The sequence below is a fragment of the Corynebacterium nasorum genome, from assembly GCF_022345765.1.
Classification (GTDB): Bacteria; Actinomycetota; Actinomycetes; order Mycobacteriales; family Mycobacteriaceae; genus Corynebacterium; species Corynebacterium kefirresidentii.
On the sequence record NZ_JAKRDR010000001.1, the window covers coordinates 202,711 to 228,872 of the forward strand.

Below are 26,162 nucleotides of genomic sequence, written 5' to 3' on the forward strand. Positions count from 1 at the left end.
TGAAATAAAGGAGAAATACTCATGGCTTTGACCACTGAGAAGAAGGCTGAAATCCTCAAGGAGTACGGCCTGCACGAAACCGATACCGGTTCCCCTGAGGCACAGGTTGCCCTGCTGACCTCCCGCATCAATACCTTGACCGAGCACCTGAAGTTCCACAAGCACGATCACCACTCCCGTCGTGGTCTGCTGCTGATGGTTGGTCGCCGTCGTGGCCTGCTGAAGTACCTGGCTGAGAACAACGTCGATCGCTACCGTGATCTGATCTCTCGCTTGGGCCTGCGTCGTTAATTTCGGCTCAGCTTTGGCCCTCTCGCCCCGCCCTTAGGCGGGGCTTTTGTGGTTTTTCTGTTAGAATTTGACAGCGTTGTCGTAGACAAAATTAACCAGGCGGCACCGACGATCGCCTAAACCACTCAAGGAGACATTTTTTAATGAGCGTTCAGAACTCCGTCGAGTTCAACATTGACGAGGACTTCGGCATTACCGAAGCCATTGCCACGCTAGACAATGGTGACTTTGGTACCCGCACGTTGCGCTTTGAAACCGGCCAGCTAGCCCGCCAGGCAGACGGCTCCGTGACCACCTACTTGGACGATGACACCATGTTGTTGGCCACCACCACCGCTTCTAACCAGCCGCGCGAGGGATTCGACTTCTTCCCCTTGACCGTTGACGTAGAAGAACGCATGTACGCCGCTGGCAAGATTCCGGGCTCCTTCTTCCGCCGAGAGGGACGCCCTTCCTCTGAGGCTATCCTGGCCTGCCGCCTCATCGACCGCCCGCTGCGCCCGACCTTTGTCAAGGGCCTGCGCAATGAGGTCCAGGTTGTCGTCACCGTCATGTCCCAGGATCCGGAAGAGTACTACGACGTCGTTGCCATCAACGGCGCTTCCGCCGCTACCCAGCTGTCTGGCTTGCCCGTCTCTGGTGCTGTAGGCGGCGTCCGCATGGCTCTTATCGCCGACGATAAGCACCCGGAAGGCCAGTGGGTGGCTTTCCCGAACCACGAGCAGCACGAGCGCGCGCTCTTTGAGATGGTTGTTGCCGGCCGCATGGTAAAGAAGGGCCGCAAGGACGACGTGGCCATCATGATGGTCGAGGCCGGTGCCGGCACCAACGTTGCAGAGCGCATTGCTGAAGGCGCCCCTGCGCCGCAGGAAGCAACCGTCGCTGCAGGCCTGGAAGCAGCCAAGCCATTCATTAAGACCCTGTGTGAGGCCCAGAACGGTCTGGCGGAGCGTACCGCCAAGGAAACTCAGGAATTCCCCCTCTTCCCAGCCTATAGTGATGACGTCTTCGAAGCTGTGGAAAGCGCTGCTACCAAGAAGCTAGAGAAGCTGCTGACTATTCCGGGCAAGCAGGAACGCGACGATGCTACCAATGAATACATGGAGCAGGTCGAAGAAAAGCTCTTGGACCAGTTCGAAGATTTGGATGAGGACAACGCCTCGAAGCAGATCCGTGGCGCGTATAACGCCCTGATGAAGCAGATCGTGCGCCAGAAGATCCTCTCTGAGGGCTTCCGCATTGATGGCCGCGGCGTTACCGATATCCGTGACCTTTCCGTTGAGGTGGATTTGGTGCCACGCGCTCACGGTTCGTCCTTGTTTGAGCGCGGAGAAACTCAGATTTTGGGCGTTACCACGCTAGACATGCTCAAGATGGAGCAGCAGATCGATTCCCTGACCCCAGTGGAATCCAAGCGTTATATGCACCACTACAATTTCCCGCCATACTCCACAGGTGAAACCGGCCGTGTAGGTTCCCCGAAGCGCCGCGAGATTGGTCACGGTGCACTAGCCGAGCGCGCCCTGCTTCCGGTCATCCCCTCCCGCGAGGACTTCCCATACGCCATCCGTCAGGTCTCTGAGGCCTTGGGCTCCAACGGCTCTACCTCCATGGGTTCCGTATGCGCCTCTACCTTGTCCCTCTACAACGCCGGTGTTCCGCTGAAGGCACCCGTAGCCGGCATCGCAATGGGCTTGGTTTCCGGTGAGGTCAACGGTAAGGAGAAGTTCGTCGCCCTGACCGATATCCTCGGTGCCGAGGACGCCTTTGGCGATATGGACTTCAAGGTCGCAGGTACTTCCGAGTACATCACCGCCCTGCAGCTAGACACCAAACTGGATGGTATCCCGTCTAAGGTCTTGGCTCAGGCATTGGAGCAAGCTCGTGATGCCCGCTCTACCATCCTGGAAACCATGGCTGAGGTCATCGATACGCCGGATGAGATGTCTGGCCTCGCCCCGAAGATCACCTCTGTGAAGATCCCGGTCAATAAGATTGGTGAGCTCATTGGGCCAAAGGGCAAGACCATCAACCAGATCACCGAGGAGACCGGCGCAGATGTCTCCATCGAAGATGACGGAACCGTCTATGTTTCCGCTGCTACCGGTGAAGCTGCAGATGCTGCCATCGAAAAGGTCAATTCCATTGCTAACCCGCAGCTGCCGAAGGTAGGAGAGCGCTTCCTAGGCACCGTGGTAAAGACCGTTCCGTTCGGCGCATTCGTTTCCCTGACCCCGGGTCGCGACGGCCTGATTCACATTTCCAACCTGGGTGGCGATGAGCGCATCGAAAAGGTAGAAGATGTCATCAACGTTGGCGATAAGGTTCAGGTAGAAATCGCTGACATCGATAACCGCGGCAAGATTTCCCTGGTTCCGGTTGAGGATTAATCCTCAAGCCTAAAAGGCCCTGAGCTCCAGTTCACCCACTGGAAGTCAGGGCCTTTCTTGATGTTTGCGTACCCCGAGCGGTGATGTCAGAACTTTAATTCTGGAAATCAATCACCACGCGCGATGGTTCTTGCAGAAAAGTCACCGAGTAGGGAGTCTTTTTCTTAAGGCCGATAATGAGCTGGGTTTGTGCCTCAAATGTGGTGGTGTAGTTGATTTCGCTCACCACCCCGGCACCCAGAGTAGTGCCTGGGGACATGTATTTTTCCTTGAGCCCAGGGGTTGAAGGCCATGGCGTTCCCTCAATGCCTAGGTTTAGAAAGGTAGTGCCCTGAACCTCAACTGGCTTGCCGGATGCCTGTTGGGCGGGGGCATCGGTATAGGAGGTAAACCACCCCGGTTCACCTTCGCCCTCCAAGTCGATAACAACGCGCGTAAACCCATCATGAGCTCCCACTCGCACACCCGTGGGGATGAGGTTTCCAAGTCCTTCCGGCATATGTTGTTGGTCCTCGAGCGAGGCTGTGCCCATGCCCGCAAACGCAACTGGGGACGCGACTTGTGGGATTGATTGCTGGCCAGCATCCGCCGCTGAGGTGCTTTGCGGGGCGGAAGTAGTAGGTGCGGCGGTGTTGGTCTCGGCTTCAGCCGTGTCGACAGTTGACTGAACCTCGCTAAGCGCCGGTGAGCTTTGCTGCGTGGAATCCTCTGCGGAACAAGCGGCAAGCGCTAATGCGCAACCTGCGCTGGTGGCTAGGGCGAGAGTGCGAGAGAAAATTGAACGAGACAAGTTCATCACTTCCTTGGTGCTTACCGTGCTATAGCCTCATCCTACTGAGGCTGATGGGGCAGGGGTTAGAAAGTGATGCAATTGTTAAACGTCCTAAGAGGCACGTTGCGGAAGCGGGAAGTAGGCCTACTTCTTTAACTGCACGAGCTGAATAAGGTTTCCCACGGTGTCATCAAAAGCGGCAATGATGGAGGGGCCAACATCGGTGGGCTCCATGGTAAAGTGCACGCCCTTGTCGCTGAGCTCCTTGTATTCGCTTTCTATGTCCGTGGAGAGAAATTGGGTGACCGGAATTCCATCGGCCTTTAGCGCCGCGGCATAGTCTTTTGCTGCGGGGTGGCCTTTCGGCTCGAGAAGTAGCTCGGTGTCTCCCTCGCCATCGGCATTGGTGACGGTAAGCCAGCGGAAATCGCCGTGGGTAACGTCATCCTTAACGCGGAATCCTAGCGTGTTGACATAGAAATCGTGAGCGCGTGCAACGTCATCTACGGGAACGGAAGCGATATATCTGCATGCAGGCCATCCTAGTGATGAAGCTCGGGCACCGTTTAGGAGAACACGTTCTTTGCAGCAGGCGAGGAATTGCGCAGCTATCATGCGCGTTAGGATGGGGAGAAAAGTATTAACGATGTGGCTGAAATAAGGAGAACACACCATGGCTATCAAGGTTGGCGTACTAGGTGCTCACGGGCGCGTGGGTCAAGCAATCGTCGAAGGTGTAAACGCAGAAGATGATCTAGAGCTGGTGGCAGAAATCGACCGCGGTGATGATTTGCAGCAGCTTGTCGACGCCCACGCGGAGGTCATCGTGGACTTTACTCAGCCGGACTCCGTCATGGGAAATCTGGAATTCTGCATTGCCCAAGGCATTCACTGTGTGGTGGGGACCACTGGCTTTGATAAGGAACGCTTGGCGCAGGTAGAGGAGTGGACTAAGCAAGACGGTGCTGGCAATGTCCTGATTGCGCCGAATTTTGCCATCTCCGCTGTGCTCACCATGGTGTTGGCAAAGCAGGCCGCTAAGTTCTTTGAAACTGCAGAGGTCATTGAATTCCACCACCCGACAAAGCTGGATGCGCCGTCCGGTACCGCCATCCATACCGCTGAAGGGATTGCAGCCGCTCGCAAGGAGGCAGGCCTAGGCGAGATGCCGGATGCCACGGAAAAGCAACTGGACGGTGCACGCGGAGCCAATGTCGACGGCATCCCGGTACACGCGGTACGCACTCGCGGCATGGTCGCACACGAAGAGGTTATTTTCGGTGCCCAAGGTCAGTCTCTGACTATTCGCCAAGATTCTTATGACCGTGCGTCCTTTACCCCGGGCGTACTGGTGGGCGTGCGCCAGATTGCGCAACACCCAGGTTTGGTCGTCGGCCTAGATAAGTACTTGGGGCTTTAAGCTATGGCTAAAGCAAGTGAGCTAGACATTCAGCTCATTGCCGCAACGCAATTTCACGCCCCGCGCACTGTGGACTGGACCGCGGATGATTCGGCCTCAGATGGGGAAGCTCTAGTCGAGTTTGCTGGAAGAGCGTGCTACGAGTCTTTTGACAAACCAAATCCCCGCACGGCAACGAATGAAGCCTATCTGCACCACATCATGGAGGTAGGTCATACCGCATTGCTTGAGCATGCCACAGCAACGATGTACATCACGGGGCTGTCGCGTTCGGCGAGCCATGAGCTTGTACGCCACCGGCACTTTTCCTTCTCGCAGCTTTCCCAGCGCTTTGTCCACCCAGATGAAACTGAAGTGGTTTTGCCTAAATTGGTGGCCGAAGACGAGCAGCTTAGCCGGTTGGTCATGCAGGCTGTAGATGAAACTCGCTTTGTCTATGACGAGCTGCTTAGCGCGCTCGAAGAGAAACTGGATGAGCCTAATGCACTCCTGCGTAAAAAGCAGGCTCGCCAGGCGGCCCGTGCCGTGCTTCCCAACGCAACAGAAACCCGCATCGTTGTCACCGGCAATTATCGCGCGTGGCGGCATTTTATCGGTGCACGTGCCGCGGAACAGGCCGATGAAGAGCTGCGCCACGTCGCGGTAGAGTGCTTGAAGTTGCTGCAGAGCAAGGCGCCGGTGCTCTTTAATGACTTCAATATCACCACGTTGGCTGATGGCACCCAGATGGCGGCAAGCCCCTACGCCTAACACGCGCGAGACCCCGATGCGGCTAATTGTTAGCCAAAAGGGTAATCTTGACGCCTATGAGCACAGGTATGACAGCAAAGACTGGCGTCGACACCTTTGGACGCATCGGCGTCGCCATGGTTACCCCGTTTGACCGTGACGGTGCGCTGGACGTTGCAGCAGGTCGTCGCCTAGCGGCTCATCTCGTAGACAATGGCGTTGATTCGCTCATCCTAGGTGGAACCACGGGCGAATCACCGACCACGTCGGTTGAAGAGAAGCTGGAGCTGCTCAAAGCCGTAAAGGAAGAAGTCGGAGACCGCGCAAAGCTATGCGCCGGTGCCGGAACGAATGACACCGCAGCTTCCATCAAGTTGGCCAAGGCCACCGCGGATGCGGGGGCAGATAGCCTATTGGTGGTGACTCCGTACTACTCGAAGCCCTCCCAAAAGGGGGTTTATGAGCACTTCGCCGCAGTCGCGCAAGCCACGGATCTACCAATCTGTGTCTATGACATTCCTGGCCGCTCGGGCATCCCAGTGGCGCCGGATACCCTCCGCCGCCTTGCGGATTTGCCGAATATCCAAGCCGTGAAGGACGCCAAGGGCGACCTTCCTGCGGCCGCAGAACTGATCCAAGAAACCGGTCTGGCCTGGTATTCCGGTGATGATCCGATTAACCTGCCGTGGCTTTCCCTCGGCGCTTCTGGTTTCATCTCCGTCATCGGCCATGTTGTGCCGCGTGCCTTGGCAGAACTTTATGAAGCTTTCGACGCGAGCGATATGGCCCGCGCCCGAGAAATCAATACCACAACGCTCCTTCCGCTTACCCGGGCACAAGCACGGTTGGGCGGAGCGACGTTTGCAAAGGAAGCCCTGCGCCTGCAGGGCATCGAAGTTGGCGATACCCGTCTTCCTATTACCGCTGCGAGCGAGGAGGAACGCGAGGTACTTCGCCGTGATCTGGAACAATCTGGAGCCCTTTAAGAATGAATGAACCCCGTAACCGTTCCCGCAAGGTGACCCGCAAGGCGGGCCCACCGGCGGAAAACGAAACCGCCTCCAACGAGGCGGCTTCGCCAGTTTTCCAAGCCCCAGCTACTGATGCTGGCAATTCCGCACAGGATAAGCCGGCTAAGGGCGATAAGGACAACTCTGGCAAAAAGAATTCTTCCGATAACCACCATGATGGCGGCGGTAACAACCGCCGCTCCCGTTCCCGTGGTAGCCGCGGCCGTGGCCGTGGTGGTAACGGCAACGGCAATAACCATGGTGGAAATAATAACCATGGCGGCAACAACAAAAATGGCAACGGTAAGGGCCGCGGCCGCAATAACCGTGGTCGCCGCAACGTGCCCAAGTCGATGCAGGGTGCGGATCTAACCAAGCGTTTGCCAGAGCCACCAAAGCAGCCGAAGGATGCACTCCGCATTTATGCTTTGGGCGGAATCTCGGAGATCGGTCGCAATATGACCGTCTTCGAGTACGGTGATGACCTCCTCATCATTGACTGCGGTGTGCTCTTCCCGTCCCCCGGTGAGCCGGGCGTGGATCTTATCCTGCCTGACTTTGGCCCCATCGAGAAGAAGATCCACAAGGTCAAGGCCCTCGTCGTTACTCACGCGCACGAGGATCACATCGGAGCTATTCCGTGGCTGCTGAAGCTGCGCCCGGATATCCCTATTGTTGCTTCCCGCTTTACCATCGCGCTCATTGCCGCGAAGTGTAAGGAACATCGTCAGAAGCCGAAGTTCGTCGAGGTTAATGAAAAATCCGACGTGACTTATGGACCATTCCGGGTTCGCTTCTGGGCAGTTAACCACTCCGTACCGGACGCCTTGGGCATCATGTTGGGAACCCCAGCGGGCAATATCATCCATACCGGTGATATCAAGCTGGATCAGACCCCACTGGATAATCGTCCAACCGATCTGCCAGCCCTGTCTCGTTACGGTGATGAGGGCGTTGACCTCATGTTGTGTGATTCCACCAATGCCACCGTGCCTGGTGTATCTGCATCTGAGGGTGATATCCCCGCCAATTTTAAGCGTCTCGTTGCCGGCGCGAAGCAGCGCGTTATCTTGGCTTCCTTCGCATCCAACGTCTACCGCGTGCAGGCTGCTATCGACGCTGCCGTGGCAAATGGCCGCAAGGTGGCTTTCAACGGCCGTTCGATGATGCGCAACATGGAAATCGCGGAAAAGATGGGCTTTTTGAAGGTCCCTCGCGGCACCATTATCCCCATTGATGAGGCTGCCAAGATGGCTCCGCACAAGACCATGCTCATCACCACCGGTACGCAGGGTGAGCCAATGGCCGCTCTATCGCGCATGGCTCGTCGCGAGCACCGCCAAATTACCGTACGTGATGGCGATACCATCATCTTCTCCTCCTCGCTTATCCCGGGCAATGAGGAAGCGGTCTACGGCGTGATTAATATGCTGTCTCAGATTGGCGCTAATGTCATTACTAACCAAGACGTCAAGGTGCACGCCTCGGGCCACGGTTATGCCGGTGAGCTGCTGTTCCTGTACAACGCAGCGCGCCCGCGCAACGCTATGCCGGTGCACGGCGAGTGGCGCCACCTACGTGCCAATAAGGAACTGGCCATTTCCACCGGTGTGGACCGCGATCGTACGGTGCTGGCGCAAAACGGCGTCGTCGTGGATCTGCGCAAGGGCCGCGCCGAGGTTGTAGGCCAGATGCAGGTGGGCAACCTCTACGTCGATGGTGTGTCCATGGGCGATGTGGATGCCGATACCTTGGCCGACCGCACCAACCTGGGAACTGGTGGCGTGGTATCTATCACGTGCGTGATCGATAACCGCACCTCGCGCCTATTGGAGCACCCAACGGTATCTACCACAGGCTTTTCCGATGATGACCGCGGCATCGTGCCGGAGGTCGCAGAAATGGTGGAAAACACCATGAATGATCTCGCCGCAGAGGGCGAGAACGATACCTACCGCATGGTGCAGAAACTGCGCCGCAAGGTATCTAAACTTATGGATTCGAAGTACAAGCGCGAGCCGGTCATTCTGCCGACCATCGTGCCGACCAACTCCGGCCCATTGGTTACCGATGATGAAGACGTAGATGCTTCTCGTGAGTCCCTGTAAATAGCAGGGTTCTTCGTATAAAGGCAGACGCAGCCCCAGCATGCCAGCTAGCTCGGTATGCTGGGGCTTATGTCGTTTTCTTCTGCTGAGCGCGCCAAAATGGTCGCGCTATTTCATAAGCTTGGTCCTGATGCCCCTACTTTGTGCGAGGGTTGGACTACCCGTGACCTAGCCGTACATCTGTGGGTGCGGGAAAATCGCCCCGATGCAGCCGCTGGACTTTTTGTCAAGGCATTGTCCGGCCACCTTGAAAAGGAATCGCGGAAGGTTGCTGAACGCGACTTTGATGAGCTCGTTGATGACTGGGGGAGGGGACCGGCTACCTATAACCCCGTTCGTTTCGTGGATGCACAGCAAAACTTTGTAGAGCATTTTGTTCACCACGAGGACATTCGCCGGGCTAATGGCATGGGTCCGCGAGATTTCTCGGCACGAATCAAACAGCAGATGCATAGCTACCTGAAGCTCTTAGCTAAGGTGGCCCTGCGAAACTCGACTCGCCCGGTCATTATGCAGCCCGAAGGATTACCGCGCATTGTCGCCGCGGATAAGCACGGCGTGGCGGATAAGGGAGATGCCGTAGTCCGAGTATCGGGGGAGGTAGGCGAACTGATTCTGTGGTCCTTTGGACGTGACGCTGCCGAAGTCACGCTCGAGGGAGATGCCAAAGCCGCCGTGCGGTCAAGGCTCTAACCTTGAATTAGCGCTATTATCGCAATCGTCATACGTCGTTGGGGGTGTGACTTTAGATTATGACCCTAGGCCTCGGGGGAAACGCGTGTGGCTAATGTGATTTATGGGGTGGCCCGGTTAAGGTAGAGGCATGTCTGTCAAAAATGCCTCTTCGCGCGGGACGCGCCGAAAGACGAATCGTTCACGGCCATCTGGCCGCAGCCGGTCCGGTGCTGGCATGCCGGAAACCTTGGCTATGACGTCCTCGCATCGGCGTGCTGCAGCGACCTCACAGGAGCGCACCGGTAGTGCGTTCCGGGCCGTCGGCAAGGGCTTGGGCGCAGTGTTTGGTGCCACGGCGCGCGGCATGGGAAACATGGCGCGAGGTGTAAGCCATGGAATGGCCGGGCTGAAGCCGAGCGAAGATGTATATGACACTGAGGAGTACGAGACGACAAGGGAGCCGGAAGCAATTTCTGCACGCGGGGAGAATAAAAAGAAAAGCAAGGTTACTCGTGCCAATGATGTAGCAGCGGAAGAACACCCTTCGACCATGGAATTGGGTGAGTCTGAGTCGCGCGGCATTCAGGTGAAAAATCCCGATGCGGTGGCGCTCGTACTCATAGGTATTTCCATCGTGCTCGCGGCTACGGTCTGGTTCGGCGTCGCTGGCCAAGTAGGTGCCTGGGTGGGCAATATCGTGCGCTATGTCATTGGTGCGGGCGCATGGGTGCTGCCAGTGGCCTTAGTGGCTTTGGCCATTGCCTTGATGATGGATATCTCCGGCCCGGCGGGGCATTTTAAGCCGCGCATTGTGGGCGGAATTAGCGTCATTGTATTGGCCATGCTCAGCTTGATCCATATCTTTGCTGGTACCCCTGAACTTGGTTTTACCCCGGAAAGTGCCGGTGGCGCGGGCGGAGTAATCGGCTATGCCATTGGTGGCCTGTTGGAGACTGCCTTTACCTCCTTCGTTGCAGTGCCGTTGCTTTTCCTCGTCATTATCTACGGCGCCCTATTGGTCACCGGAATCACCATCCGCGAGGCCTATGAGCTGGTGGCCGATGCCATCGCTGCAGCTTTCTCTCGCTTTGGCGGTGCGGATGAAGATTATTACGAAGACGAAGGCGATGACCTCTATGGACACGTCACCGGCGATATCGATGATATTGCGGAAGGGCGTGAGCGCAGCACCCGCCCAGCTCGACCTGCTGCCAAGCGCCGAACCTCTGAACGCGGTGGAAGCCTGCGCGCTTTCCGAGGCCGCACTGAAGGCTCCGCTCCGCGTGGTTCCTCTTATCCCACAGAGTCCCCCGCTGCGGCGGAGGAGGACGAAGCAACCCGTACCTTTAGCGCGCCAACGCGTGGCGGCTTTCAGTCCGTGTCCACTCCGGCGGAGAAGCCAGTTTCGCGCGATATTGAGGATACCGATGAGATTCCAGTCGTAGAAGATCCTGCTGCGTCTTCGCCGGCACAGCCAGACTCCGAAGATTCGGAGCCGACCCGCGTTCTGGGCACCGCTCGCCAGCGCTCCGCATTTGACTCTGCTCGCTCTGCTTCAGCAGCGGGTACCGCCGCCGGTTCCGCTGTGGGATCGGCTGCGGGGGCAGCCGCTGGCGCTGCGGGAGCTGCAGGGGCGGCACGTGGCGCAGCTAAGGCTGCAAGTGCCGGTGCTGCCGGAGCCGCTGGAGCCGCGGTAGCAGGTGCTGCCGCAGGTGCCGCTGGGTCCGCTGCACAAGGAGGCGCGGATGCAGTATCGTCCGCGCACGAGAAGGCTCGCCAGCTCTTCCGTGAACGTTCTGGACGCGATGCAACGACCGGCGCGCAGGTGGATCGCTCTGAACCGACGGCCGAACCAGGAGCGGGAACGGGTAGTGCCGGTGCGCCCGCGCCAGCTGAGGCGCCCGCTGCCGCGCCCGCCGCACAGTTTGGCAACGAGAATTACGCGGTTCCTTCTACGGATTTGTTGACTCCGGGAACCCCAGCCAAGGAGCGCACGGAGATTAATGACCGCATTATCGAGGCCATTACTGATGTCTTTGAAGAGTTCAAGGTGGATGCGCAAGTCACCGGTTTCAGCCGTGGTCCAACAGTGACCCGTTATGAAATCGAGCTGGGGCCAGGCGTCAAGGTATCCAAGATTACGAATTTGCAGTCCAATCTCGCCTACGCCGTAGCCACGGACAACCTGCGCTTGCTGACGCCTATCCCCGGCAAGTCAGCTGTTGGCATTGAGGTTCCCAACCCAGACCGCGAGATGGTACACCTGCGTGAGGTGCTTGATGCGCCCAGCATGACCAGCTCTCCTGACCCGATGCTTATTGGATTGGGCAAGGATATCGAAGGCGAGTACACCTCGTTCTCGGTACAAAAGATGCCACACTTGCTGGTCGCCGGTGCTACCGGTTCCGGTAAGTCCGCTTTCGTCAACTCCATGTTGGTCTCGCTGCTAACCCGAGCCACCCCTGAGCAGGTTCGCCTCATCCTGGTGGACCCGAAGATGGTGGAACTTACCCCGTACGAGGGCATTCCGCACCTGATCACGCCCATCATTACCCAGCCGAAGAAGGCCGCAGCAGCCCTGCAATGGCTGGTGGAGGAGATGGAGCAGCGCTACATGGATATGAAGGCTGCTCGCGTGCGCAAGATTGAGGACTATAACCGCAAGGTGGTCTCCGGCGAATACCAGGCACCGGCAGGTTCCGAACGCGAGGTTCGCCCGTACCCGTACATCGTCTGCGTCGTCGATGAGCTGGCAGACCTGATGATGACCGCACCGAAGGAGATTGAAGACTCCATTGTCCGCATCACTCAGAAGGCGCGTGCCGCTGGTATTCACCTAGTACTGGCAACCCAGCGCCCGTCCGTGGATGTGGTCACCGGTCTGATTAAGACCAACGTTCCATCGCGTTTGGCCTTCGCAACGTCCTCGCTGACGGACTCGCGCGTCATCTTGGACCAAGGTGGTGCTGAAAAGCTTATTGGCATGGGCGATGGCCTCTTTATCCCGCAGGGCAAGCGTCCAGTGCGTATGCAGGGCGCATTCGTCTCGGATGATGAAGTCATGGCGGTTGTCGATGCCGCCAAGTCGCAGGCCGCGCCGAACTACACCGAGGGCGTGACTGAAGAGAAGCAATCCGAGGCCAAGCAGGAAATCGATGAGGAAATTGGCAAGGACATGGACGACCTCCTCGAGGCCGTCGAGCTGGTGGTTACCGCCCAGTTGGGCTCGACCTCGATGCTGCAGCGCAAGCTGCGCATCGGTTTTGCCAAGGCCGGTCGTCTCATGGACCTGATGGAATCTCGTGGCGTCGTCGGACCGTCCGAGGGCTCCAAGGCTCGCGAGGTCCTAGTGAAGCCGGAAGAGCTCGATACCATCATCTGGATGATCAAGGGCGCCGACCCTGCCGAAGCTCCGAAGGAGATTCAGGAGGAGATGCAACAGCAGGAGCAGGATGATGCCGCCGCTACTTCCGATGCCGACTCTTCTCCAAGCTCCGATTCTTCCCCGCAGGGCGACGCCGAGGACACACGTACCGTCCAGGCAACGTATAACCCTTCGACAGGTGCCTTCTAACATCGTGTAGAGTTGGACGGGTCTTGGAGGGGAGTACCCCATCCTTCGGCACCGATCGTCAGCACGGAAGCGTTATGCTCCCGGTCGTGCCGGCCGGGCTGCAGCTATCTAGCCGGGCGGGGGAGACCTCCGGTCACTTTGTTGTATCTTCGACCGGAGGGATGTACCAATGCATGTGCCATTGTGGATCTGGGCGATTTCCATCGTCGTCATTCTTGGATTCTTTGTTTTTGATTTCTACTCCCACGTGCGCACCCCGCACGAGCCGACGCTGAAGGAATCCGGGTTCTGGACCCTATTCTATGTCGGTATCGCTTTACTTTTTGGTGCCGGTGTGTGGGCCGTATGGGACCACGAGCACGGCATCCAATACCTCACGGGTTACGTGACAGAGAAGGCGCTATCCGTAGATAACCTCTTTGTTTTCGCGCTTATCATGGGCGCCTTCAAGATCCCGCGTAAGTACCAGCAAAAGGTATTGCTCATCGGTATCGTTATTGCCTTGGCATGCCGCCTGGTGTTTATCCTTTTGGGTGCTGCGGTCATCGCGGCATGGTCCGATATCTTCTACCTATTCGCGATATTTCTCATCTACACAGCGATCAAGCTCATCGTCGACGAGATTCGGGACGCCCCCGAAACCGATCCCAATGACATGGGCATCATCAAGCTGATCCGCAAGGTAGTCCACGTCACCCCGCGCTACCACGGCGATAAGCTTACGCACCGCGTGGAAGATTCTTCGGGCAAGCGTAAATTCGCGTTCACCCCGCTTTTTATTGCGTTGGTGTCCATCGGCCTTATCGACGTGATGTTTGCCTTCGACTCCATTCCGGCCATTTACGGTATTACCTCGGAAGCGTTCTTGGTCTTTACCACGAATGCTTTCTCCCTCATGGGATTGCGCCAGATGTATTTCCTGCTGGATGGCCTACTGGACCGCTTGGTGTACCTGCCCTATGGTTTGGGCATCATTTTGGGCTTCATCGGTGTAAAGCTCATGTTCCATGCGCTGCATGAGAATAACTTGCCGTTTGTCAACGGCGGCGAGAACGTGGAGTCGATCCCAGAATTTTCCACCATCACCTCACTTATCGTGATCGTGGGCGTCCTGGTTATTACGGTTATCGCCTCGATTATTAAAAACAAACGCGATGAGAACCAAGGCGGAGTACCGGTATCGCACAATCACTTCGACTGGGACGAGGAGGGCAATAAGATCGTCCGGAACAAGAAGGGCGAATTCTTGGGCAAGGCCGAAGACCTGCCCAAGGAAGAGCTACCACACTAGAAGCGGGCGTTTACGGGATTCCATTCGCGGAAGCTGCGGCCGGTGATGCAGCCGGCTTGGTAGAAGGGGTCTTTGTCCATGAGGGCGATGGCGTCGGCGACCACGGCGTCGTCGGCCAGCCCCACAATGATGAGTGCGCCGCCCTTGGAGTCCGTCAAGGGGCCGGTGGCAATGATGGTGCCCTCCTCAAAAAGTTGCGCGGTAAACTCGCGGTGCGCGGGGCGAGCCTTAGCAATCTCAGGATTATTGGGGTTGTAGTCGTAGCTAACAGCAAAATACTTCATGCTTCGCATTTTAAAATGCAGGGGCATCCAAGCGCAGGTGCTTGGTGCTAACAGGTAGTATGTATAACGTGAATCAACCCGGAACACAGTCAGCGCAATCCTCGGATGTGAATCCGCAGGTGTCCAATTGGAACCTGCCAAATATTCTCACCAGCCTGCGCATTCTTTTCATTCCGGTTTTCGCATGGCTGGTCATTGCCGGCCATGAATGGTGGGCTTTTGGCCTATTCACGGCCTTAATGCTCACAGATAAGCTCGACGGGGACATCGCACGTGCCCGTGGCCTTATCACCAATTTTGGCAAGATTGCTGATCCCATCGCGGACAAAGCGCTTATGACTACCGCACTGGTATGCCTCAACATCATCGGGGTGCTGCCAGTGTGGATTACCGTGGTCATTCTCATCCGTGAGTTCGGTATCACCATCTGGCGTATGGTGTTGTTGCGCCGCGGCAAGGTGGTACCTGCTTCGAAGGGCGGCAAACTGAAGACTGTATTGCAATCCTTGGCAGTCGGGCTGTATCTGTGGCCGTTGCCGGAGTGGATGAACGTTCCTACCTTCCTAGTGATGCTGTTGGCTGCAGTGGTGACCGTAGTTACCGGCGTCCAGTACCTCATTGACGGCAAGAAGCAGAATAGCTAGGTAGTTCATGAGCACCATGGCAACCCGCCTCGTGTCCGAGCTCACCGAGCGCGGCGAGACTTTGTCCTTTTGTGAGTCACTTACTGCTGGGTTGGCCAGCGCCACGGTCGCTTCTGTCCCTGGAGCTTCGGCTGTATTGCGCGGAGGGCTTATAACATATGCCACCGAGGTGAAATCCCACTTTTTGCACCAACCGGTAGCCGATATCGAAGCTGCCGGAGTGGTTTCTGGGGAGACCGCCCTTGCAATGGCCCGCGCAGCGGTGGCAGAAACCGCTGCGGACTGGGGAATAAGCCTTACCGGAGTGGCAGGACCAGACCTACAAGAAGGCAAGCCGGCGGGCACCGTATATATCGGCATCTATTCTCCTGGTAGAGTCGCTTTCTCCCAGCTGCTATCCGGTTTGGGCAAGGAGCGCAACGAAATTAGAGAGGCCACGGTCGCAGCCGCCTTTCGTCTACTGTGCGCAACTGTGGAAGAAAATCCGGCACTGCGGGAACAATAGCGAGACAAGGAGCGTTGACCATAGTGATGAACACTTCTACTGCAGTCCTCGAACACTCGGTAAACGGCGCTACTGCACCAGCGGCGCCCGCCACTGCTCGTACTCCTGAGCCGCTTTTGCGTGAGGCTCTTGGGTTGACGCTGCGCGCCTTCCGCGCGGACAAGGGAGTGACCCTGCGCGAATTGGCCGGGGTGGCCCGCGTGTCGCCGGGTTACCTTTCAGAGCTCGAACGCGGTCGCAAGGAGGTCTCCTCTGAGCTCCTTGCGTCTGTGTGCCACGCGCTAGATTGCTCGGTCTCTGACGTATTGATTGAAGCAGCCGGTTACATGGCCCTGCCCTCTATGGATGAGGAGCTAGCCCATACGGCACCTGCCGCATCAGAGCTCTAGCACACAGCGGTCTATGTCAACAGCCGGCCTATTCTCTCGCGAGGAGGGTCGGCTGTGGTGGTTAAGGGGGGCGTCGGCAAGCGCCCGCGACCGCGGGGAGTGCAAGCGGTGGAAACAGCGCTTCGCTAGTATAAACAGCAGAACATTACGCACATTTTTAACCTAGAAAGGTTGAAGCACACCATGGCGAACCCATTTGTTAAGGGCTGGAAGTACCTGATGGCACTCTTCGATAATAAGATCGAGGAAAACGCCGATCCGAAGGTGCAGATCGAGCAGGCTATTGAGGATGCTCAGCGCCAGCACCAGGAGCTGTCTCAGCAGGCGGCCGCCGTGATTGGTAACCAGCGTCAGCTGGAAATGCAGCTTAACCGCCGCTTGGCAGAGGTAGAAAAGCTGCAGGGCAATGCTCGCCAGGCTCTGGAATTGGCTGATCAGGCCCGTGCTAAGGGCGATGAAAATAAGGCCGTGGAGTACGAGAACGCGGCAGAGGCCTTCGCCGCCCAGCTGGTTACGGCTGAGGAGTCCGTGGAGGATACCAAGAAGCTGCACGACCAGGCACTACAGCAGGCAGAAAAGGCCAAGAATGCGGTTCAGCGTAATAACGCCGCGCTGCGCGAAAAGGTCAATGAGCGCTCCAAGCTGCTTTCCCAGCTGGAGCAGGCAAAAATGCAGGAAAAGGTCTCTGAGTCTTTGAACTCCATGAACGAGCTAACTGCCAATGGCAATACGCCGTCTCTGGATGCTGTGCGCGATAAGATTGAGCGCCGTTACTCCAAGGCGCTAGGCCAGGCCGAGCTTGCTGAGAACTCCGTGGAAAACCGCATGGCCGAGGTTCAGCAGGCGGGCATACAGATGGCCGGTCATTCCCGCTTGGAGCAGATTCGCAGTGAAATGAACTCCTCTAAGTCCGTGGAAGCCAATAAGGCTCAGGCCATTGAGGGCAATAAAGCTTCTGGCTCTGCTGCCGACAGCGCTGCCCAGCCAGGCAGTGCCAACAACGATGCTGTACAGGCCCGTCTGCGTGAGTTGCGTGGGGAGTAAAACCCTCGACTGTCTTTTAAAAAGTTATCGCCTCCCTTGGCCATCATTTGGTGGTGCAAGGGAGGCGATAACTTACGCTGCTAGTCACCGACGCCGCGGGCCTGCAACGCTTCCCCCATCGCGCGCGCTCGCCGGATGGAGCGAATAATAACGGGGGTGCCAAACGCCAGCGGGGACATCCCGGCACCGCGCGCTTTGCGGGCATCTAGGACTTCATAGACGGTTTCAAACATCAGCGGGATGAGCCGAATAGTCAGTGACATAGCCAAGCTGATGTTTTCTACCGGTATTCCTAGTCGCTTTAGGGGCTGCAGCGACTCTTCCAGCGACTCCATGATTTCATCTACCGTGGAGGTCAGCGTGAGCAAGAAGGCAGCCATCATAGCGGCGAAGACATTGAGGAACATCACCGCCGCATAGTCGAAGTCCTTTGCCCACCATTGAAAGCCTGCCAACGGGACTAGGAAAAAGAGAGGCGGCCAGATTTGACTCCACGCAATGCCCAGTGGGATCCGAGCGCAAGCATAAAGGATGACAACGAAGATGACCCCGCCTGCTGCCCACGGAATGGACTTGAAAAAGATGCTGGTAACAAGGATAAAGACTAAGAGGAATGCGATCTTCCAACTGGGTTTGATGCGATGAACAAAACTGGTGCCATCAACATAGACGGAAAGTGGGAGATTCGTGCGTCGTTGCATGACAATTCTCCCTACAGCGGCCGCTGGGCCATGAGGTCTTGGTAAAAATCTATGACCTCCGCCGGTCGGCCATCCGCGGCGATGCGGTGGTCATCGATGCAAATGACCCGATTAAAATCGCGCAGAAATTCCAGATCGTGCGTCACCACAATTAGTTGCTGTTCCAATCGCGCGAATTCTCTTTTGATTCGATCGCGGTTACGCAGATCCAGCAGGGTAGTGGGCTCATCAGCGATGATGAGAATCGGGTCGATGACCATGACCGCTGCCAGCGCGAGGAGCTGCTTTTGTCCGCCGGAGAGCGTATGCGGTGAGCGCTCAGCAAATTCGGCGAGTCCGAAGCGCTCGAGGGCAGCATCCACGCGGGCGAGGCGCTCGTGTTTGGGCAGCTTAAAACGGCGGAGCGAAAAGGCGACGTCATCGCGCACATTGGGCATGACAATCTGGTTTTCGGCATCCGAAAAGACAAAGCCCACCTTTTCGCGCACCTTTTTGCCCTGCTTGGCGACGTCCATCTGGTCCACCGTCACCGTACCGGCACTAGGCTCGCCCAACCCATTAATGAGCCTGGTCAAGGTGGATTTTCCGCCACCATTCTGGCCGATGATGCCAATGCGTTGTTCGGTGAGGGTGAGGTTAATGTCCTCGAGCACCACGGTATCATCAAAAGCTACCGAAACCGAGGAAAATTCGATCGTGGGCACTAGGCGGCCTTTCGTCCCATCAGATCGGGGAAGGCCGAGTGAACACCGAGAGCGATGATGACGGCAACGACAAGCTTTCCGGCATCGACAGGGATGAAGGGCAATTGGGCTGCGAAGGCTGGCCCAATTTCCAAGCCAGAGCGGATCATGAGACCAAAGGCGCCGCAGATGTATTGGACGGCAAGGCCGACAATGGCAGCAATGGCAAGTATGACCGCCATGCCACCCTTGTTCTTAGGGGAGCGGTAGGCAATTGCACCTGCAACCGCTGGCGAAAGAACATAGCCGATGATGTAGCCCGCGGTTGGGCCTGCCAAGGCACGCAGCGTGGTACCGCCACCTGCTAAAACTGGGAGGGCAAGGCCCAGGAACAAAAAGAGGAGTCCCACGTAACCGCCGCGCTTGCTACCCAAAATAAGGCCGGCGAGGATCAGCGCTGCGTTTTGCAACACGATGGGCACGCCGGCCGAACCGATGGGAATGGACACGAAGGCAAGGACGATGACGAGAGCGGTAAACACGGCAACATAGGCAATGGTCGTTGCCAGAGAGTTCTTTTTCATGTTCAAGAGGTTAGCACTGCATGAAAACTGCAGACAATTGAGGGTTTTGAACGGTGTTCATCTGAGGCTGATTATTGTGAGGTGGGGCCATTGCGGCGGGCTCCCAATCGACACTTTCTGGACCGCTGGCGCCCGTGCTTTAGTGCTGAGTAGGATGGCGCGCATGCGATTGACTGAGTATCACCAGCTCATTGTGGACGAATTTGGCGAGTCTAAGGGAAAGTGGATTAGTCACTCCCATGTCTTGCCCGACCTCGGGGCAACGCCCGATGAGCTTATCGAACGCGGCGTCGATCCGCGTCGCGTCTGGCTGAGCCTGTGCGATGACTTTGATGTACCGAAGGAGCGCAGGTTGGGGGTCGATTACCCTACTTTATAGCGCCGTCGAATTTGGCGGACTGGCGTGTTCACTTTCAAAATTCGAACAGATGTATGTAATATGGCGGAGGTGTCGATGCAGTCGTCTACAGTGGGATGGCGTTGACGGAGGGAACCGTTTGAGTTCCACGGCAGTCTAATAATGCGTTAGTACATCGTCGTTAAAGATAAGGATGAAAGTTAATGGCAACCAAAAAGAAGTCTTCTTCTGCCACCTCTAAGGGAGATGACCGCCAAAAGGCCCTCGATGCCGCAATGGCCATGATTGAGAAGGATTACGGCAAAGGCGCTGTGATGCGCCTGGGTGATGACAACCGCCCACCGATTAAGGCCATTTCTTCCGGTAATACCGCAATCGATGTTGCTCTGGGTATTGGTGGTTTCCCGCGCGGGCGCATCGTAGAAATTTATGGCCCGGAGTCTTCTGGTAAGACCACTGTTGCGCTGCACGCCATTGCATCTGCACAAAAGGACGGCGGCATTGCCGCGTTTATTGACGCCGAGCACGCGCTCGACCCGCAGTATGCTCGCCTGCTTGGCGTGGATACCGATAACCTTTTGGTTTCCCAGCCAGATACCGGCGAACAGGCCTTGGAGATCGCCGATATGCTGGTACGCTCTGGCGCAATTGACATCATTGTCGTTGACTCCGTTGCTGCACTTACCCCGAAGGCGGAAATTGAAGGTGAAATGGGCGATAGCCACGTCGGCCTCCAGGCCCGCCTGATGTCGCAGGCGCTGCGCAAGATGACCGGTGCCCTGTACAACTCCGGTACCACCGCTATCTTCATTAACCAGCTGCGCGAAAAGATTGGCGTGATGTTCGGCTCGCCAGAGACCACCACCGGTGGTAAGGCGCTCAAGTTCTACTCTTCCGTGCGCTGCGATATCCGCCGCATCCAGACCTTAAAAGATGGCCAGGATGCCATCGGTAACCGCACCAAGCTCAAGGTAGTAAAAAACAAGGTCTCGCCACCATTTAAGATTGCCGAGTTCGACATCATGTATGGCGAAGGCATCTCTCGCGAGTCGTCCATCATCGACCTTGGCGTCGAAAACGGCTTCATCCGCAAGTCCGGGTCCTGGTTTACCTACGAAGGCGACCAGCTGGGCCAGGGTAAGGAGAAGGCGCGTAATTTCCTGAAGGATAATCCGGACCTTGCCAATGAAATCGAGCAGAAGATTTTCCAGAAGCTTGGCATCGGCGAGGCTGCGGCCGAGGGTGAAGAGGCTGCCGCGATGGATGTTCCTGGCGCCGATGACCCATTGACCGATGAGTCCGTTGATCTCGTTCCAAACGTCGATTTTGACGACGACTAGAATCGTCTAACCCGCACCCGCACACCGCGTACCATTTGAATCTGCATCATGAATCAGCCCGCCCCCGAAAAGCTCGCCCAACTCCGTCAGGCCCTCGAGGCCTATGAGAATGGAGCAGCTGGGGGCGGGCTTTTTGATCGAGAGGCAGAGGAAGCCAAGGCCAAGGTCCGCTCTCGGGCGCTGGGCCTTTTGGATCAGCGTTCTAGGTCCCGGAAAGAGCTCTATGATCGTCTGGTAAAGGCCGAGTTTGAGCCAGATGTCGTTGAGGACGTGCTAGATGATTTAGCCCACGCGGGGCTGGTGAATGACGCAGCCTTTGCACACGAGTGGGTGCGCCAACGGCATAAGCGGCGCGGCAAGTCCAGCTCGGTTCTCAACAGGGAATTGCGGGAAAAGGGCGTGAGCGAGGCCGACCGTGCTGAGGCCCTCGAGCAAATTGACCCTGCCGATGAACAAGCCATGGCGCAGGCCCTTGCGGAAAAGAAGGCTCGCTCCATTAAGACTGTCCCGCCGGATCGCAAGGAGCGCGACAAGGCCCTACGCCGCATCGTGGGTGTGCTGGCACGCCGCGGCTTCAATGAAGGAATGTCATTGCAGATCGCAATCGCAGCGCTTGACGCGCGGTGCGCGGAACTGCGCGCAGAGGACTGATACGGCCGAGGAAGGGTAGCGCCGGAATGGCCAAGTCCGGCAGTTATGAGATGCCTAACTACATGGCTAAACTATGCCGACGTGGAGCAGACAATCGCAGATACCCGTACTTATGAAGTCCGAACCTTCGGATGCCAGATGAATGTGCATGATTCCGAGCGCATCTCCGGCCTCTTGGAGGAGGCAGGCTACTCGGCCGCCGGCGAAGGTGTAGAGCCAGACCTTATCGTCTTTAATACCTGCGCCGTGCGTGAGAATGCCGATAAGCGGCTCTATGGCACCTTGGGCGCTTTGAAGAAAACCAAGGAAAACCACCCAGGCATGCAGATTGCCGTGGGTGGGTGCCTGGCGCAAAAGGACAAAGACACCGTCCTTGATAATGCCCCGTGGGTCGATGCCGTCTTTGGCACCCACAACATGGCGGCTCTTCCGACCCTGCTAGAGCGCGCTCGCCACAACGATGAAGCCCAAGTGGAGATTGTCGATTCCCTCGAGGCGTTCCCGTCCGTCTTGCCGGCCAAGCGTGAGTCTGCCTATGCCGGCTGGGTTTCTGTCTCTGTAGGCTGCAATAACACCTGCACCTTCTGCATCGTTCCTTCCCTGCGCGGTAAAGAAGAGGACCGTCGGCCCGGCGATATCTTGGCCGAGGTTAAAGCCTTGGTGGACCAGGGCGTATCCGAGGTCACCCTGCTGGGGCAAAACGTCAATGCTTATGGCGTCAATTTCGCCGATCCCGATATGCCACGCGACCGTTTCGCCTTTTCTAAGCTGCTGCGCGAGGTCGGCAAGATCGAAGGCCTTGAACGCCTGCGCTTTACCTCCCCGCACCCGGCGGAGTTTACTTCCGACGTCATCGATGCCATGGCCGAGACCCCGGCTGTGTGCCCGCAGTTGCATATGCCCCTGCAGTCTGGCTCCGACAAGGTCCTGAAGGACATGCGCCGTTCCTACCGCACCAAGAAATTCCTGCGGATTTTGGATGAAGTGCGGGACAAGATTCCGCACGCCGCAATCACGACCGATATCATCGTGGGCTTCCCAGGCGAGACCGAGGAAGACTTCCAAGACACCATGGAGCTTGTGCGCCGCGCTCGCTTTGCCTCGGCCTTTACCTTCCAGTATTCGCCGCGTCCGGGAACCCCGGCTGCGGAAATGGAGGACCAGATTCCCAAGGAAGTCGTCCAGGATCGTTTCGAACGTCTCGTTGCCCTGCAAGATAGCATTCAGGCAGAGGAAAACAAGAAGCTCATCGGCACGGATGTGGAGCTTTTGGTGCAGGCCGAAGGCGGCCGCAAAAACGATGAAACCCACCGCATGACCGGCCGTGCGCGCGATGGCCGCCTGGTGCATTTCGCCCCGGTTGATTCGGATGGCACGGATATTTCGGCGGAGATTCGCCCTGGCGATGTGGTGCATACCCAGGTCACCGGTGCGGGCTCCTTCTTCTTGCTTGCCGACGCCGCCGTTACCTCCCACACCCGTACCAAGGCCGGGGACATGTCTGCTGCCGGCGAAACGCCTACCACCGCACCCATCGGCGTCGGTCTGGGATTGCCGTCGATTGGCAAGCCCGCGGCGGCCGAATCTGGCGATTCCTGCGGTTGCTAGCAGGGGGAGTAGGCTAGGGAGCCATGACTGAGGAACATTCGACCACCGCAGCCCATAATGCAGCTAACGCCGAGCGTAGAGCAGCACAAACAATGGACCTCGGCGGTCACAAGGTCACGCTGTGCATTGCAGTGGTGGCCTATCTCCTCTACCTGATTTTGCCCTACGCCGGTCCAGCCCACGGTTGGGAGGCATTGACGTTCGGCACCACGTCAAGTGGTGTCAGGATTTCCATCATGGAAACCGTCTCTGCGTGGCTCGCGCTCATTGGGTTGGGCATTCTTACTCCGGTGACATTGTTCACCCGCCGCGCCACGCCTGGGCTGGTTGCATGGATGCTGGTGACGGTGTCCTTTTTTGCCAACCTATGGGGCTTCTGGTTCCGTGGTTCTACCGCCGACGGGGCGTCGCTGGGAATGTGGGTCGGAATGCTGGCTACTTTCCTAGCATTTCTGGCCTATAGCATGGTGGCGCTGCGCCGCAGCCCAGAGCAGAAGGCCGCCGAAGCCCGTGTGCGCGCCACCGCCGGACAGCTCGATGCGGTGGGCGAATTCCAATCCAGGATTGACGCAGTACCGCAGCACGAGCCACTGGAGGACAATCGCCGCAAGCAAGCCGCCGAACGCCACCGCGCCCAGCGCGGCGAGTAGTAGTCCTACCGCCACTAGTCTCCCAGCCGCAACTCCCACGCAGAAGAGCGGGAGAGTTCCCGGGCACCCAGGCTACGGTAAATGGCATTCATGGCCGCGTCCTTGGCGGCAACGGAACAATAGCAGCGTCGCACCCGCGGCCAATAGCCTGCCACCTCATGCAGCGCTGTGAGCTTGGCTAGCTGTGCAAGTCCGCGGCGGCGGTGCGGGCGATCGGTCACAGTCAGGGTCCACTCACATACCTCAGGATTCGCGTCCTCGTGCCGCGCCATTTCGGTCAGCGCGAGAATGCTCCCGTCCTCGGCGGTGAGTGCGATAAGAAGCGTGTGCCCGCGACGAGAGCGCAGGCGGCTGTGCGCTTCGCGCAATCGAGCACGCGTCCACACAATGGGCTCCACCGTCAGATCACCAGTTTCCGCATCTGTGGACGCTAGGCTAAGCAGGCGCATGACCTCGTCGAGGTAGCCCTCAGGGATGTCGTAATCCGGCCAGACTCGGGCGGTGATTCCCGCCGGGAGCAGTGCTGCGACAGGGCTTTCGGGGATGTCCATTACCAGCTGGTGCTCCGCATGCCTTTGCGTAAATCCCAACTCGCGGTAGATGGTGCCCATAGCGTCGTAGTCTGGGTCCGCGCCCGGCGGGTGCAATAGCCCCACGTGAGCTACGGTGCGGCCGAGTTTCTGGGCCAGCTCCAGCGCCTTTGTCCCCATCCACTCGGCTACTTTGCGCCCCTCCTCATCGAGCTGTTCGCCAGGGAGGGGCAAATCGCACAGCACGCACTCAATCTCTGCTGCCTCGCGCTCTTCTAAAAGCGGCAGGCTAATGTGGATGAACCCGAGGAAATCCAGCTCCGGGCTGGGTTCTATTGCGGGAATCTGTGGCAGTCCCAGCTCAGAAACCTCACCAAGAGTGGAGTCGCCGTCCACTACAGCAAAAAGATGGGTCTGTGATTCGCTAGAACCCTGCAGGCGCTGGACCACGCGGCCCGGCGACGTCGATGCCGCGGCATCACCGCTTGCTTCTTGGGCCGCCAAGTTGGCCCAAAAGACGAAGCTGCGAATGCAGTCCGCAGGTTCGCTGGGCCGGGCGTGGGCGGTAGGCGAGTGCGGCCGCGGTGGCCGAGCAATGTGGACGAGGTGCACTACTTATCGTTGACGGCGTTAGCGGCGGCGTCGGCAAAAGCCTGCCACTGCTCGGCCTGTGCGCGCAGATCAGCGGCCTTTTTCGCATTGCCCTTGGCCTCAGCTGCCTCGGCCTGAGAGTTAAACTCATCGACCTTAGCCTGGAACTGCGCCACGCGTGCTTGCGCCTCAGGGTCGGTGCGGCGCCACTCGGACTTTTCAGCCTCGGTGACGCGCTGCTCCAACGCCTCAATCTTGGACTCGTACTCGCGTACTTGCTTGCGGGGAACGAACCCTACCTCTTCCCACTTTTCCTGCAGCTCGCGCAGCTTGGCTTTCGCACCCTCGATGCTCTTGGACGGGTCGATCTGGCCGTCGTATTCCGCAATCAAGGCGTCCTTGGCCTTGGCATTTTCTGCAAACTCGCGGTCGCGCTCGTCATTGACTGCATTGCGGGCATTGAAGAACTTGTCCTGGGCGGCGCGGAAGCGGGCCCAAAGCTTATCGTCCACGTCGCGCGGGGCGCGGCCGGCGGCCTTCCACTCGGTCATCAAATCGCGGTAGGCGCGGGCGGTGGGGCCCCACTCGGTGGAATCCTGGATGGCCTCGGCACGCTCGACGAGTTCTTCCTTCTTCTTGCGGGCAACCGCACGGGCGCGGTCCAGCTCGGCAAAGTGGGAGCCCCGACGGCGGTTGAAGGAGTCGCGGGCGCGGGAGTAGCGCTTCCACAGGGCATCGTCGGTCTTGCGATCAATGCCCTTAATCTGCTTCCACTCTTCCAAGATGGCGCGGATGCGGTCACCGGCGGCCTTCCATTCGGTGGAGTTTTCGGCAATCTCTTCTGCTTCCGCCGCCAGCTTCTCCTTGGCAGCAATAGCTTCCTCGCGGCGACGCTCCTTATCGGCCTGCGCCTGCTCGCCGGCTTCTACCGAGTGTTCAATCACCGCGCTAAGGCGCCGATCCAAGGCAGCGATGTCTCCGATGACCGAAGCAGTAGCTAGGGTTTCGCGCAACTGCGCTGCGGTCTTTTTAATGCCGACGGCCTCATCAGGATTGGCGCGTAGGCGTGCCTCGAGCAGCTCGATTTCGGTAGATAGATCGTCATAACGCGCGCCGTAGTGCTTAAGGCCCTCCTCGGGGGTACCGGCTTTCCACTCGCCGATCTTGCGTTCGCCCTCTGGAGCAGAAACGAAGACGGAACCATCTGCGTCGACCCGGCCCCACTTGGCCGGGTCATTGTTGCGTGGGGCCTGAACGGGAACAGGCTTTGCGGTGGGGCGAGGGCCCTTTTTGGGCATGGAACCTGGGGTAGGGATGGGAGACATGACAAGCCCTCCTAT

General features: G+C 57.9%; 26 protein-coding genes. 18 read left to right on the forward strand and 8 right to left on the reverse strand.

The window, feature by feature from the left end:
* Positions 1 to 21: 21 nt before the first annotated feature.
* Together rpsO and MHK04_RS00960 are read left to right on the forward strand one after the other, a co-directional pair.
* Positions 22 to 291, forward strand: a complete 270-nt coding sequence (rpsO, locus tag MHK04_RS00955; RefSeq protein ID WP_005278802.1) for a 30S ribosomal protein S15 — start codon at positions 22 to 24, stop codon at positions 289 to 291.
* A gap of 143 nt (positions 292 to 434) precedes the next feature.
* Positions 435 to 2,681, forward strand: coding sequence for a polyribonucleotide nucleotidyltransferase (locus MHK04_RS00960; RefSeq protein WP_023021343.1), 2,247 nt, complete (start codon positions 435 to 437; stop codon positions 2,679 to 2,681).
* Positions 2,682 to 2,775: 94 nt separating this feature from the next.
* Here MHK04_RS00960 and MHK04_RS00965 read toward each other — a convergent pair whose 3' ends face one another.
* Both MHK04_RS00965 and MHK04_RS00970 read right to left on the reverse strand, forming a co-directional pair.
* Positions 2,776 to 3,471, reverse strand: a complete 696-nt coding sequence (locus MHK04_RS00965; RefSeq protein WP_427846918.1) for an AMIN-like domain-containing (lipo)protein — start codon at positions 3,469 to 3,471, stop codon at positions 2,776 to 2,778.
* A gap of 126 nt (positions 3,472 to 3,597) precedes the next feature.
* Positions 3,598 to 4,068 (reverse strand): VOC family protein, encoded by a 471-nt coding sequence (locus MHK04_RS00970; RefSeq protein ID WP_023021345.1) that lies wholly within the window; start codon positions 4,066 to 4,068, stop codon positions 3,598 to 3,600.
* Positions 4,069 to 4,126: 58 nt separating this feature from the next.
* On the opposite strand from MHK04_RS00970, the gene dapB reads away from it, so the two are divergent.
* From dapB to MHK04_RS01005, 7 genes are all read left to right on the forward strand, one after another.
* A complete protein-coding gene (dapB, locus tag MHK04_RS00975) occupies positions 4,127 to 4,873 on the forward strand; it encodes a 4-hydroxy-tetrahydrodipicolinate reductase (protein WP_049361192.1) in 747 nt (248 codons plus the stop codon).
* A gap of 3 nt (positions 4,874 to 4,876) precedes the next feature.
* Positions 4,877 to 5,623, forward strand: a complete 747-nt coding sequence (gene thyX / locus MHK04_RS00980) for an FAD-dependent thymidylate synthase (RefSeq protein WP_049361193.1) — start codon at positions 4,877 to 4,879, stop codon at positions 5,621 to 5,623.
* A gap of 56 nt (positions 5,624 to 5,679) precedes the next feature.
* Positions 5,680 to 6,588 carry a 4-hydroxy-tetrahydrodipicolinate synthase gene (gene dapA / locus MHK04_RS00985; protein ID WP_034655398.1) on the forward strand — a complete coding sequence of 303 codons (909 nt, stop codon included), beginning with the start codon at positions 5,680 to 5,682 and terminating at the stop codon, positions 6,586 to 6,588.
* A gap of 2 nt (positions 6,589 to 6,590) precedes the next feature.
* On the forward strand, positions 6,591 to 8,720 hold the full coding sequence (locus MHK04_RS00990) for a ribonuclease J (protein WP_239207599.1): 2,130 nt from the start codon (positions 6,591 to 6,593) through the stop codon (positions 8,718 to 8,720).
* A gap of 57 nt (positions 8,721 to 8,777) precedes the next feature.
* Entirely contained in the window at positions 8,778 to 9,413 is a 636-nt protein-coding gene (locus tag MHK04_RS00995; protein ID WP_239207600.1) for a TIGR03085 family metal-binding protein, read from the forward strand.
* 217 nt (positions 9,414 to 9,630) lie between these two features.
* Positions 9,631 to 12,969, forward strand: coding sequence for an FtsK/SpoIIIE family DNA translocase (locus MHK04_RS01000; protein WP_411350898.1), 3,339 nt, complete (start codon positions 9,631 to 9,633; stop codon positions 12,967 to 12,969).
* A 169-nt stretch (positions 12,970 to 13,138) separates the two neighbouring features.
* The gene (locus tag MHK04_RS01005; protein ID WP_150851270.1) at positions 13,139 to 14,260 is read left to right on the forward strand and encodes a TerC family protein; all 1,122 of its coding nucleotides are present in this window, start codon (positions 13,139 to 13,141) and stop codon (positions 14,258 to 14,260) included.
* Here MHK04_RS01005 and MHK04_RS01010 read toward each other — a convergent pair.
* Positions 14,257 to 14,544, reverse strand: coding sequence for a YciI family protein (locus tag MHK04_RS01010; protein ID WP_204608652.1), 288 nt, complete (start codon positions 14,542 to 14,544; stop codon positions 14,257 to 14,259). The two genes, MHK04_RS01005 and MHK04_RS01010, sit on opposite strands and share 4 nt — an antisense overlap.
* A gap of 59 nt (positions 14,545 to 14,603) precedes the next feature.
* On the opposite strand from MHK04_RS01010, the gene pgsA reads away from it, so the two are divergent.
* From pgsA to MHK04_RS01030, 4 genes are all read left to right on the forward strand, one after another.
* On the forward strand, positions 14,604 to 15,188 hold the full coding sequence (pgsA, locus tag MHK04_RS01015; protein ID WP_200435528.1) for a CDP-diacylglycerol--glycerol-3-phosphate 3-phosphatidyltransferase: 585 nt from the start codon (positions 14,604 to 14,606) through the stop codon (positions 15,186 to 15,188).
* Positions 15,189 to 15,195: 7 nt separating this feature from the next.
* Complete coding sequence (locus MHK04_RS01020) at positions 15,196 to 15,693, forward strand: CinA family protein (protein ID WP_239207602.1); 498 nt, start codon at positions 15,196 to 15,198, stop codon at positions 15,691 to 15,693.
* A 26-nt stretch (positions 15,694 to 15,719) separates the two neighbouring features.
* A complete protein-coding gene (locus tag MHK04_RS01025; RefSeq protein ID WP_023021356.1) occupies positions 15,720 to 16,082 on the forward strand; it encodes a helix-turn-helix domain-containing protein in 363 nt (120 codons plus the stop codon).
* A 183-nt stretch (positions 16,083 to 16,265) separates the two neighbouring features.
* Positions 16,266 to 17,126 (forward strand): PspA/IM30 family protein, encoded by an 861-nt coding sequence (locus MHK04_RS01030; RefSeq protein WP_200288943.1) that lies wholly within the window; start codon positions 16,266 to 16,268, stop codon positions 17,124 to 17,126.
* Positions 17,127 to 17,206: 80 nt separating this feature from the next.
* Here MHK04_RS01030 and MHK04_RS01035 read toward each other — a convergent pair whose 3' ends face one another.
* From MHK04_RS01035 to MHK04_RS01045, 3 genes are read right to left on the reverse strand one after another with little or no spacing between them, the layout of a single operon-like run.
* Positions 17,207 to 17,827: an energy-coupling factor transporter transmembrane component T family protein gene (locus tag MHK04_RS01035; protein ID WP_023021358.1), complete on the reverse strand. Its 621-nt coding sequence runs from the start codon at positions 17,825 to 17,827 to the stop codon at positions 17,207 to 17,209.
* An 11-nt stretch (positions 17,828 to 17,838) separates the two neighbouring features.
* Positions 17,839 to 18,531, reverse strand: coding sequence for an energy-coupling factor ABC transporter ATP-binding protein (locus tag MHK04_RS01040; protein WP_023021359.1), 693 nt, complete (start codon positions 18,529 to 18,531; stop codon positions 17,839 to 17,841).
* On the reverse strand, positions 18,531 to 19,094 hold the full coding sequence (locus tag MHK04_RS01045) for a biotin transporter BioY (protein WP_023021360.1): 564 nt from the start codon (positions 19,092 to 19,094) through the stop codon (positions 18,531 to 18,533). Before MHK04_RS01045 ends, MHK04_RS01040 begins: the two co-directional genes overlap by 1 nt.
* 163 nt (positions 19,095 to 19,257) lie before the next feature.
* On the opposite strand from MHK04_RS01045, the gene MHK04_RS01050 reads away from it, so the two are divergent.
* The 5 genes from MHK04_RS01050 to MHK04_RS01070 all read left to right on the forward strand — a co-directional run bounded on the left by MHK04_RS01050 (position 19,258) and on the right by MHK04_RS01070 (position 23,701).
* The gene (locus tag MHK04_RS01050; RefSeq protein ID WP_005325117.1) at positions 19,258 to 19,473 is read left to right on the forward strand and encodes a DUF3046 domain-containing protein; all 216 of its coding nucleotides are present in this window, start codon (positions 19,258 to 19,260) and stop codon (positions 19,471 to 19,473) included.
* A 182-nt stretch (positions 19,474 to 19,655) separates the two neighbouring features.
* On the forward strand, positions 19,656 to 20,792 hold the full coding sequence (gene recA / locus MHK04_RS01055; protein ID WP_239207603.1) for a recombinase RecA: 1,137 nt from the start codon (positions 19,656 to 19,658) through the stop codon (positions 20,790 to 20,792).
* Positions 20,793 to 20,840: 48 nt separating this feature from the next.
* Positions 20,841 to 21,443, forward strand: coding sequence for a recombination regulator RecX (recX, locus tag MHK04_RS01060; RefSeq protein ID WP_023021362.1), 603 nt, complete (start codon positions 20,841 to 20,843; stop codon positions 21,441 to 21,443).
* A 45-nt stretch (positions 21,444 to 21,488) separates the two neighbouring features.
* Positions 21,489 to 23,051, forward strand: a complete 1,563-nt coding sequence (gene miaB / locus MHK04_RS01065) for a tRNA (N6-isopentenyl adenosine(37)-C2)-methylthiotransferase MiaB (RefSeq protein ID WP_239207604.1) — start codon at positions 21,489 to 21,491, stop codon at positions 23,049 to 23,051.
* Between the two features lie 23 nt (positions 23,052 to 23,074).
* A complete protein-coding gene (locus MHK04_RS01070) occupies positions 23,075 to 23,701 on the forward strand; it encodes an Rv2732c family membrane protein (RefSeq protein ID WP_239207605.1) in 627 nt (208 codons plus the stop codon).
* A 14-nt stretch (positions 23,702 to 23,715) separates the two neighbouring features.
* Here MHK04_RS01070 and MHK04_RS01075 read toward each other — a convergent pair whose 3' ends face one another.
* Positions 23,716 to 24,843: a GNAT family N-acetyltransferase gene (locus MHK04_RS01075; protein WP_239207606.1), complete on the reverse strand. Its 1,128-nt coding sequence runs from the start codon at positions 24,841 to 24,843 to the stop codon at positions 23,716 to 23,718.
* Positions 24,843 to 26,147: a DUF349 domain-containing protein gene (locus MHK04_RS01080; RefSeq protein WP_239207607.1), complete on the reverse strand. Its 1,305-nt coding sequence runs from the start codon at positions 26,145 to 26,147 to the stop codon at positions 24,843 to 24,845. Before MHK04_RS01080 ends, MHK04_RS01075 begins: the two co-directional genes overlap by 1 nt.
* Positions 26,148 to 26,162 lie beyond the last annotated feature (15 nt).

Bases quoted from the DNA above. Each gene is read 5' to 3' on its own strand.
- rpsO (WP_005278802.1), top strand. From the start codon at position 22: ATGGCTTTGACCACTGAGAAGAAGGCTGAAATCCTCAAGGAGTACGGC.
- MHK04_RS00960 (WP_023021343.1), top strand. From the start codon at position 435: ATGAGCGTTCAGAACTCCGTCGAGTTCAACATTGACGAGGACTTCGGC.
- MHK04_RS00970 (WP_023021345.1), bottom strand. From the start codon at position 4,068: ATGATAGCTGCGCAATTCCTCGCCTGCTGCAAAGAACGTGTTCTCCTA.
- dapB (WP_049361192.1), top strand. From the start codon at position 4,127: ATGGCTATCAAGGTTGGCGTACTAGGTGCTCACGGGCGCGTGGGTCAA.
- thyX (WP_049361193.1), top strand. From the start codon at position 4,877: ATGGCTAAAGCAAGTGAGCTAGACATTCAGCTCATTGCCGCAACGCAA.
- dapA (WP_034655398.1), top strand. From the start codon at position 5,680: ATGAGCACAGGTATGACAGCAAAGACTGGCGTCGACACCTTTGGACGC.
- MHK04_RS00990 (WP_239207599.1), top strand. From the start codon at position 6,591: ATGAATGAACCCCGTAACCGTTCCCGCAAGGTGACCCGCAAGGCGGGC.
- MHK04_RS00995 (WP_239207600.1), top strand. From the start codon at position 8,778: ATGCTGGGGCTTATGTCGTTTTCTTCTGCTGAGCGCGCCAAAATGGTC.
- MHK04_RS01000 (WP_411350898.1), top strand. From the start codon at position 9,631: ATGCCGGAAACCTTGGCTATGACGTCCTCGCATCGGCGTGCTGCAGCG.
- MHK04_RS01005 (WP_150851270.1), top strand. From the start codon at position 13,139: ATGCATGTGCCATTGTGGATCTGGGCGATTTCCATCGTCGTCATTCTT.
- MHK04_RS01010 (WP_204608652.1), bottom strand. From the start codon at position 14,544: ATGAAGTATTTTGCTGTTAGCTACGACTACAACCCCAATAATCCTGAG.
- pgsA (WP_200435528.1), top strand. From the start codon at position 14,604: ATGTATAACGTGAATCAACCCGGAACACAGTCAGCGCAATCCTCGGAT.
- MHK04_RS01020 (WP_239207602.1), top strand. From the start codon at position 15,196: ATGAGCACCATGGCAACCCGCCTCGTGTCCGAGCTCACCGAGCGCGGC.
- MHK04_RS01025 (WP_023021356.1), top strand. From the start codon at position 15,720: ATGAACACTTCTACTGCAGTCCTCGAACACTCGGTAAACGGCGCTACT.
- MHK04_RS01030 (WP_200288943.1), top strand. From the start codon at position 16,266: ATGGCGAACCCATTTGTTAAGGGCTGGAAGTACCTGATGGCACTCTTC.
- MHK04_RS01035 (WP_023021358.1), bottom strand. From the start codon at position 17,827: ATGCAACGACGCACGAATCTCCCACTTTCCGTCTATGTTGATGGCACC.
- MHK04_RS01045 (WP_023021360.1), bottom strand. From the start codon at position 19,094: ATGAAAAAGAACTCTCTGGCAACGACCATTGCCTATGTTGCCGTGTTT.
- MHK04_RS01050 (WP_005325117.1), top strand. From the start codon at position 19,258: ATGCGATTGACTGAGTATCACCAGCTCATTGTGGACGAATTTGGCGAG.
- recA (WP_239207603.1), top strand. From the start codon at position 19,656: ATGGCAACCAAAAAGAAGTCTTCTTCTGCCACCTCTAAGGGAGATGAC.
- recX (WP_023021362.1), top strand. From the start codon at position 20,841: ATGAATCAGCCCGCCCCCGAAAAGCTCGCCCAACTCCGTCAGGCCCTC.
- miaB (WP_239207604.1), top strand. From the start codon at position 21,489: ATGAGATGCCTAACTACATGGCTAAACTATGCCGACGTGGAGCAGACA.
- MHK04_RS01070 (WP_239207605.1), top strand. From the start codon at position 23,075: ATGACTGAGGAACATTCGACCACCGCAGCCCATAATGCAGCTAACGCC.
- MHK04_RS01080 (WP_239207607.1), bottom strand. From the start codon at position 26,147: ATGTCTCCCATCCCTACCCCAGGTTCCATGCCCAAAAAGGGCCCTCGC.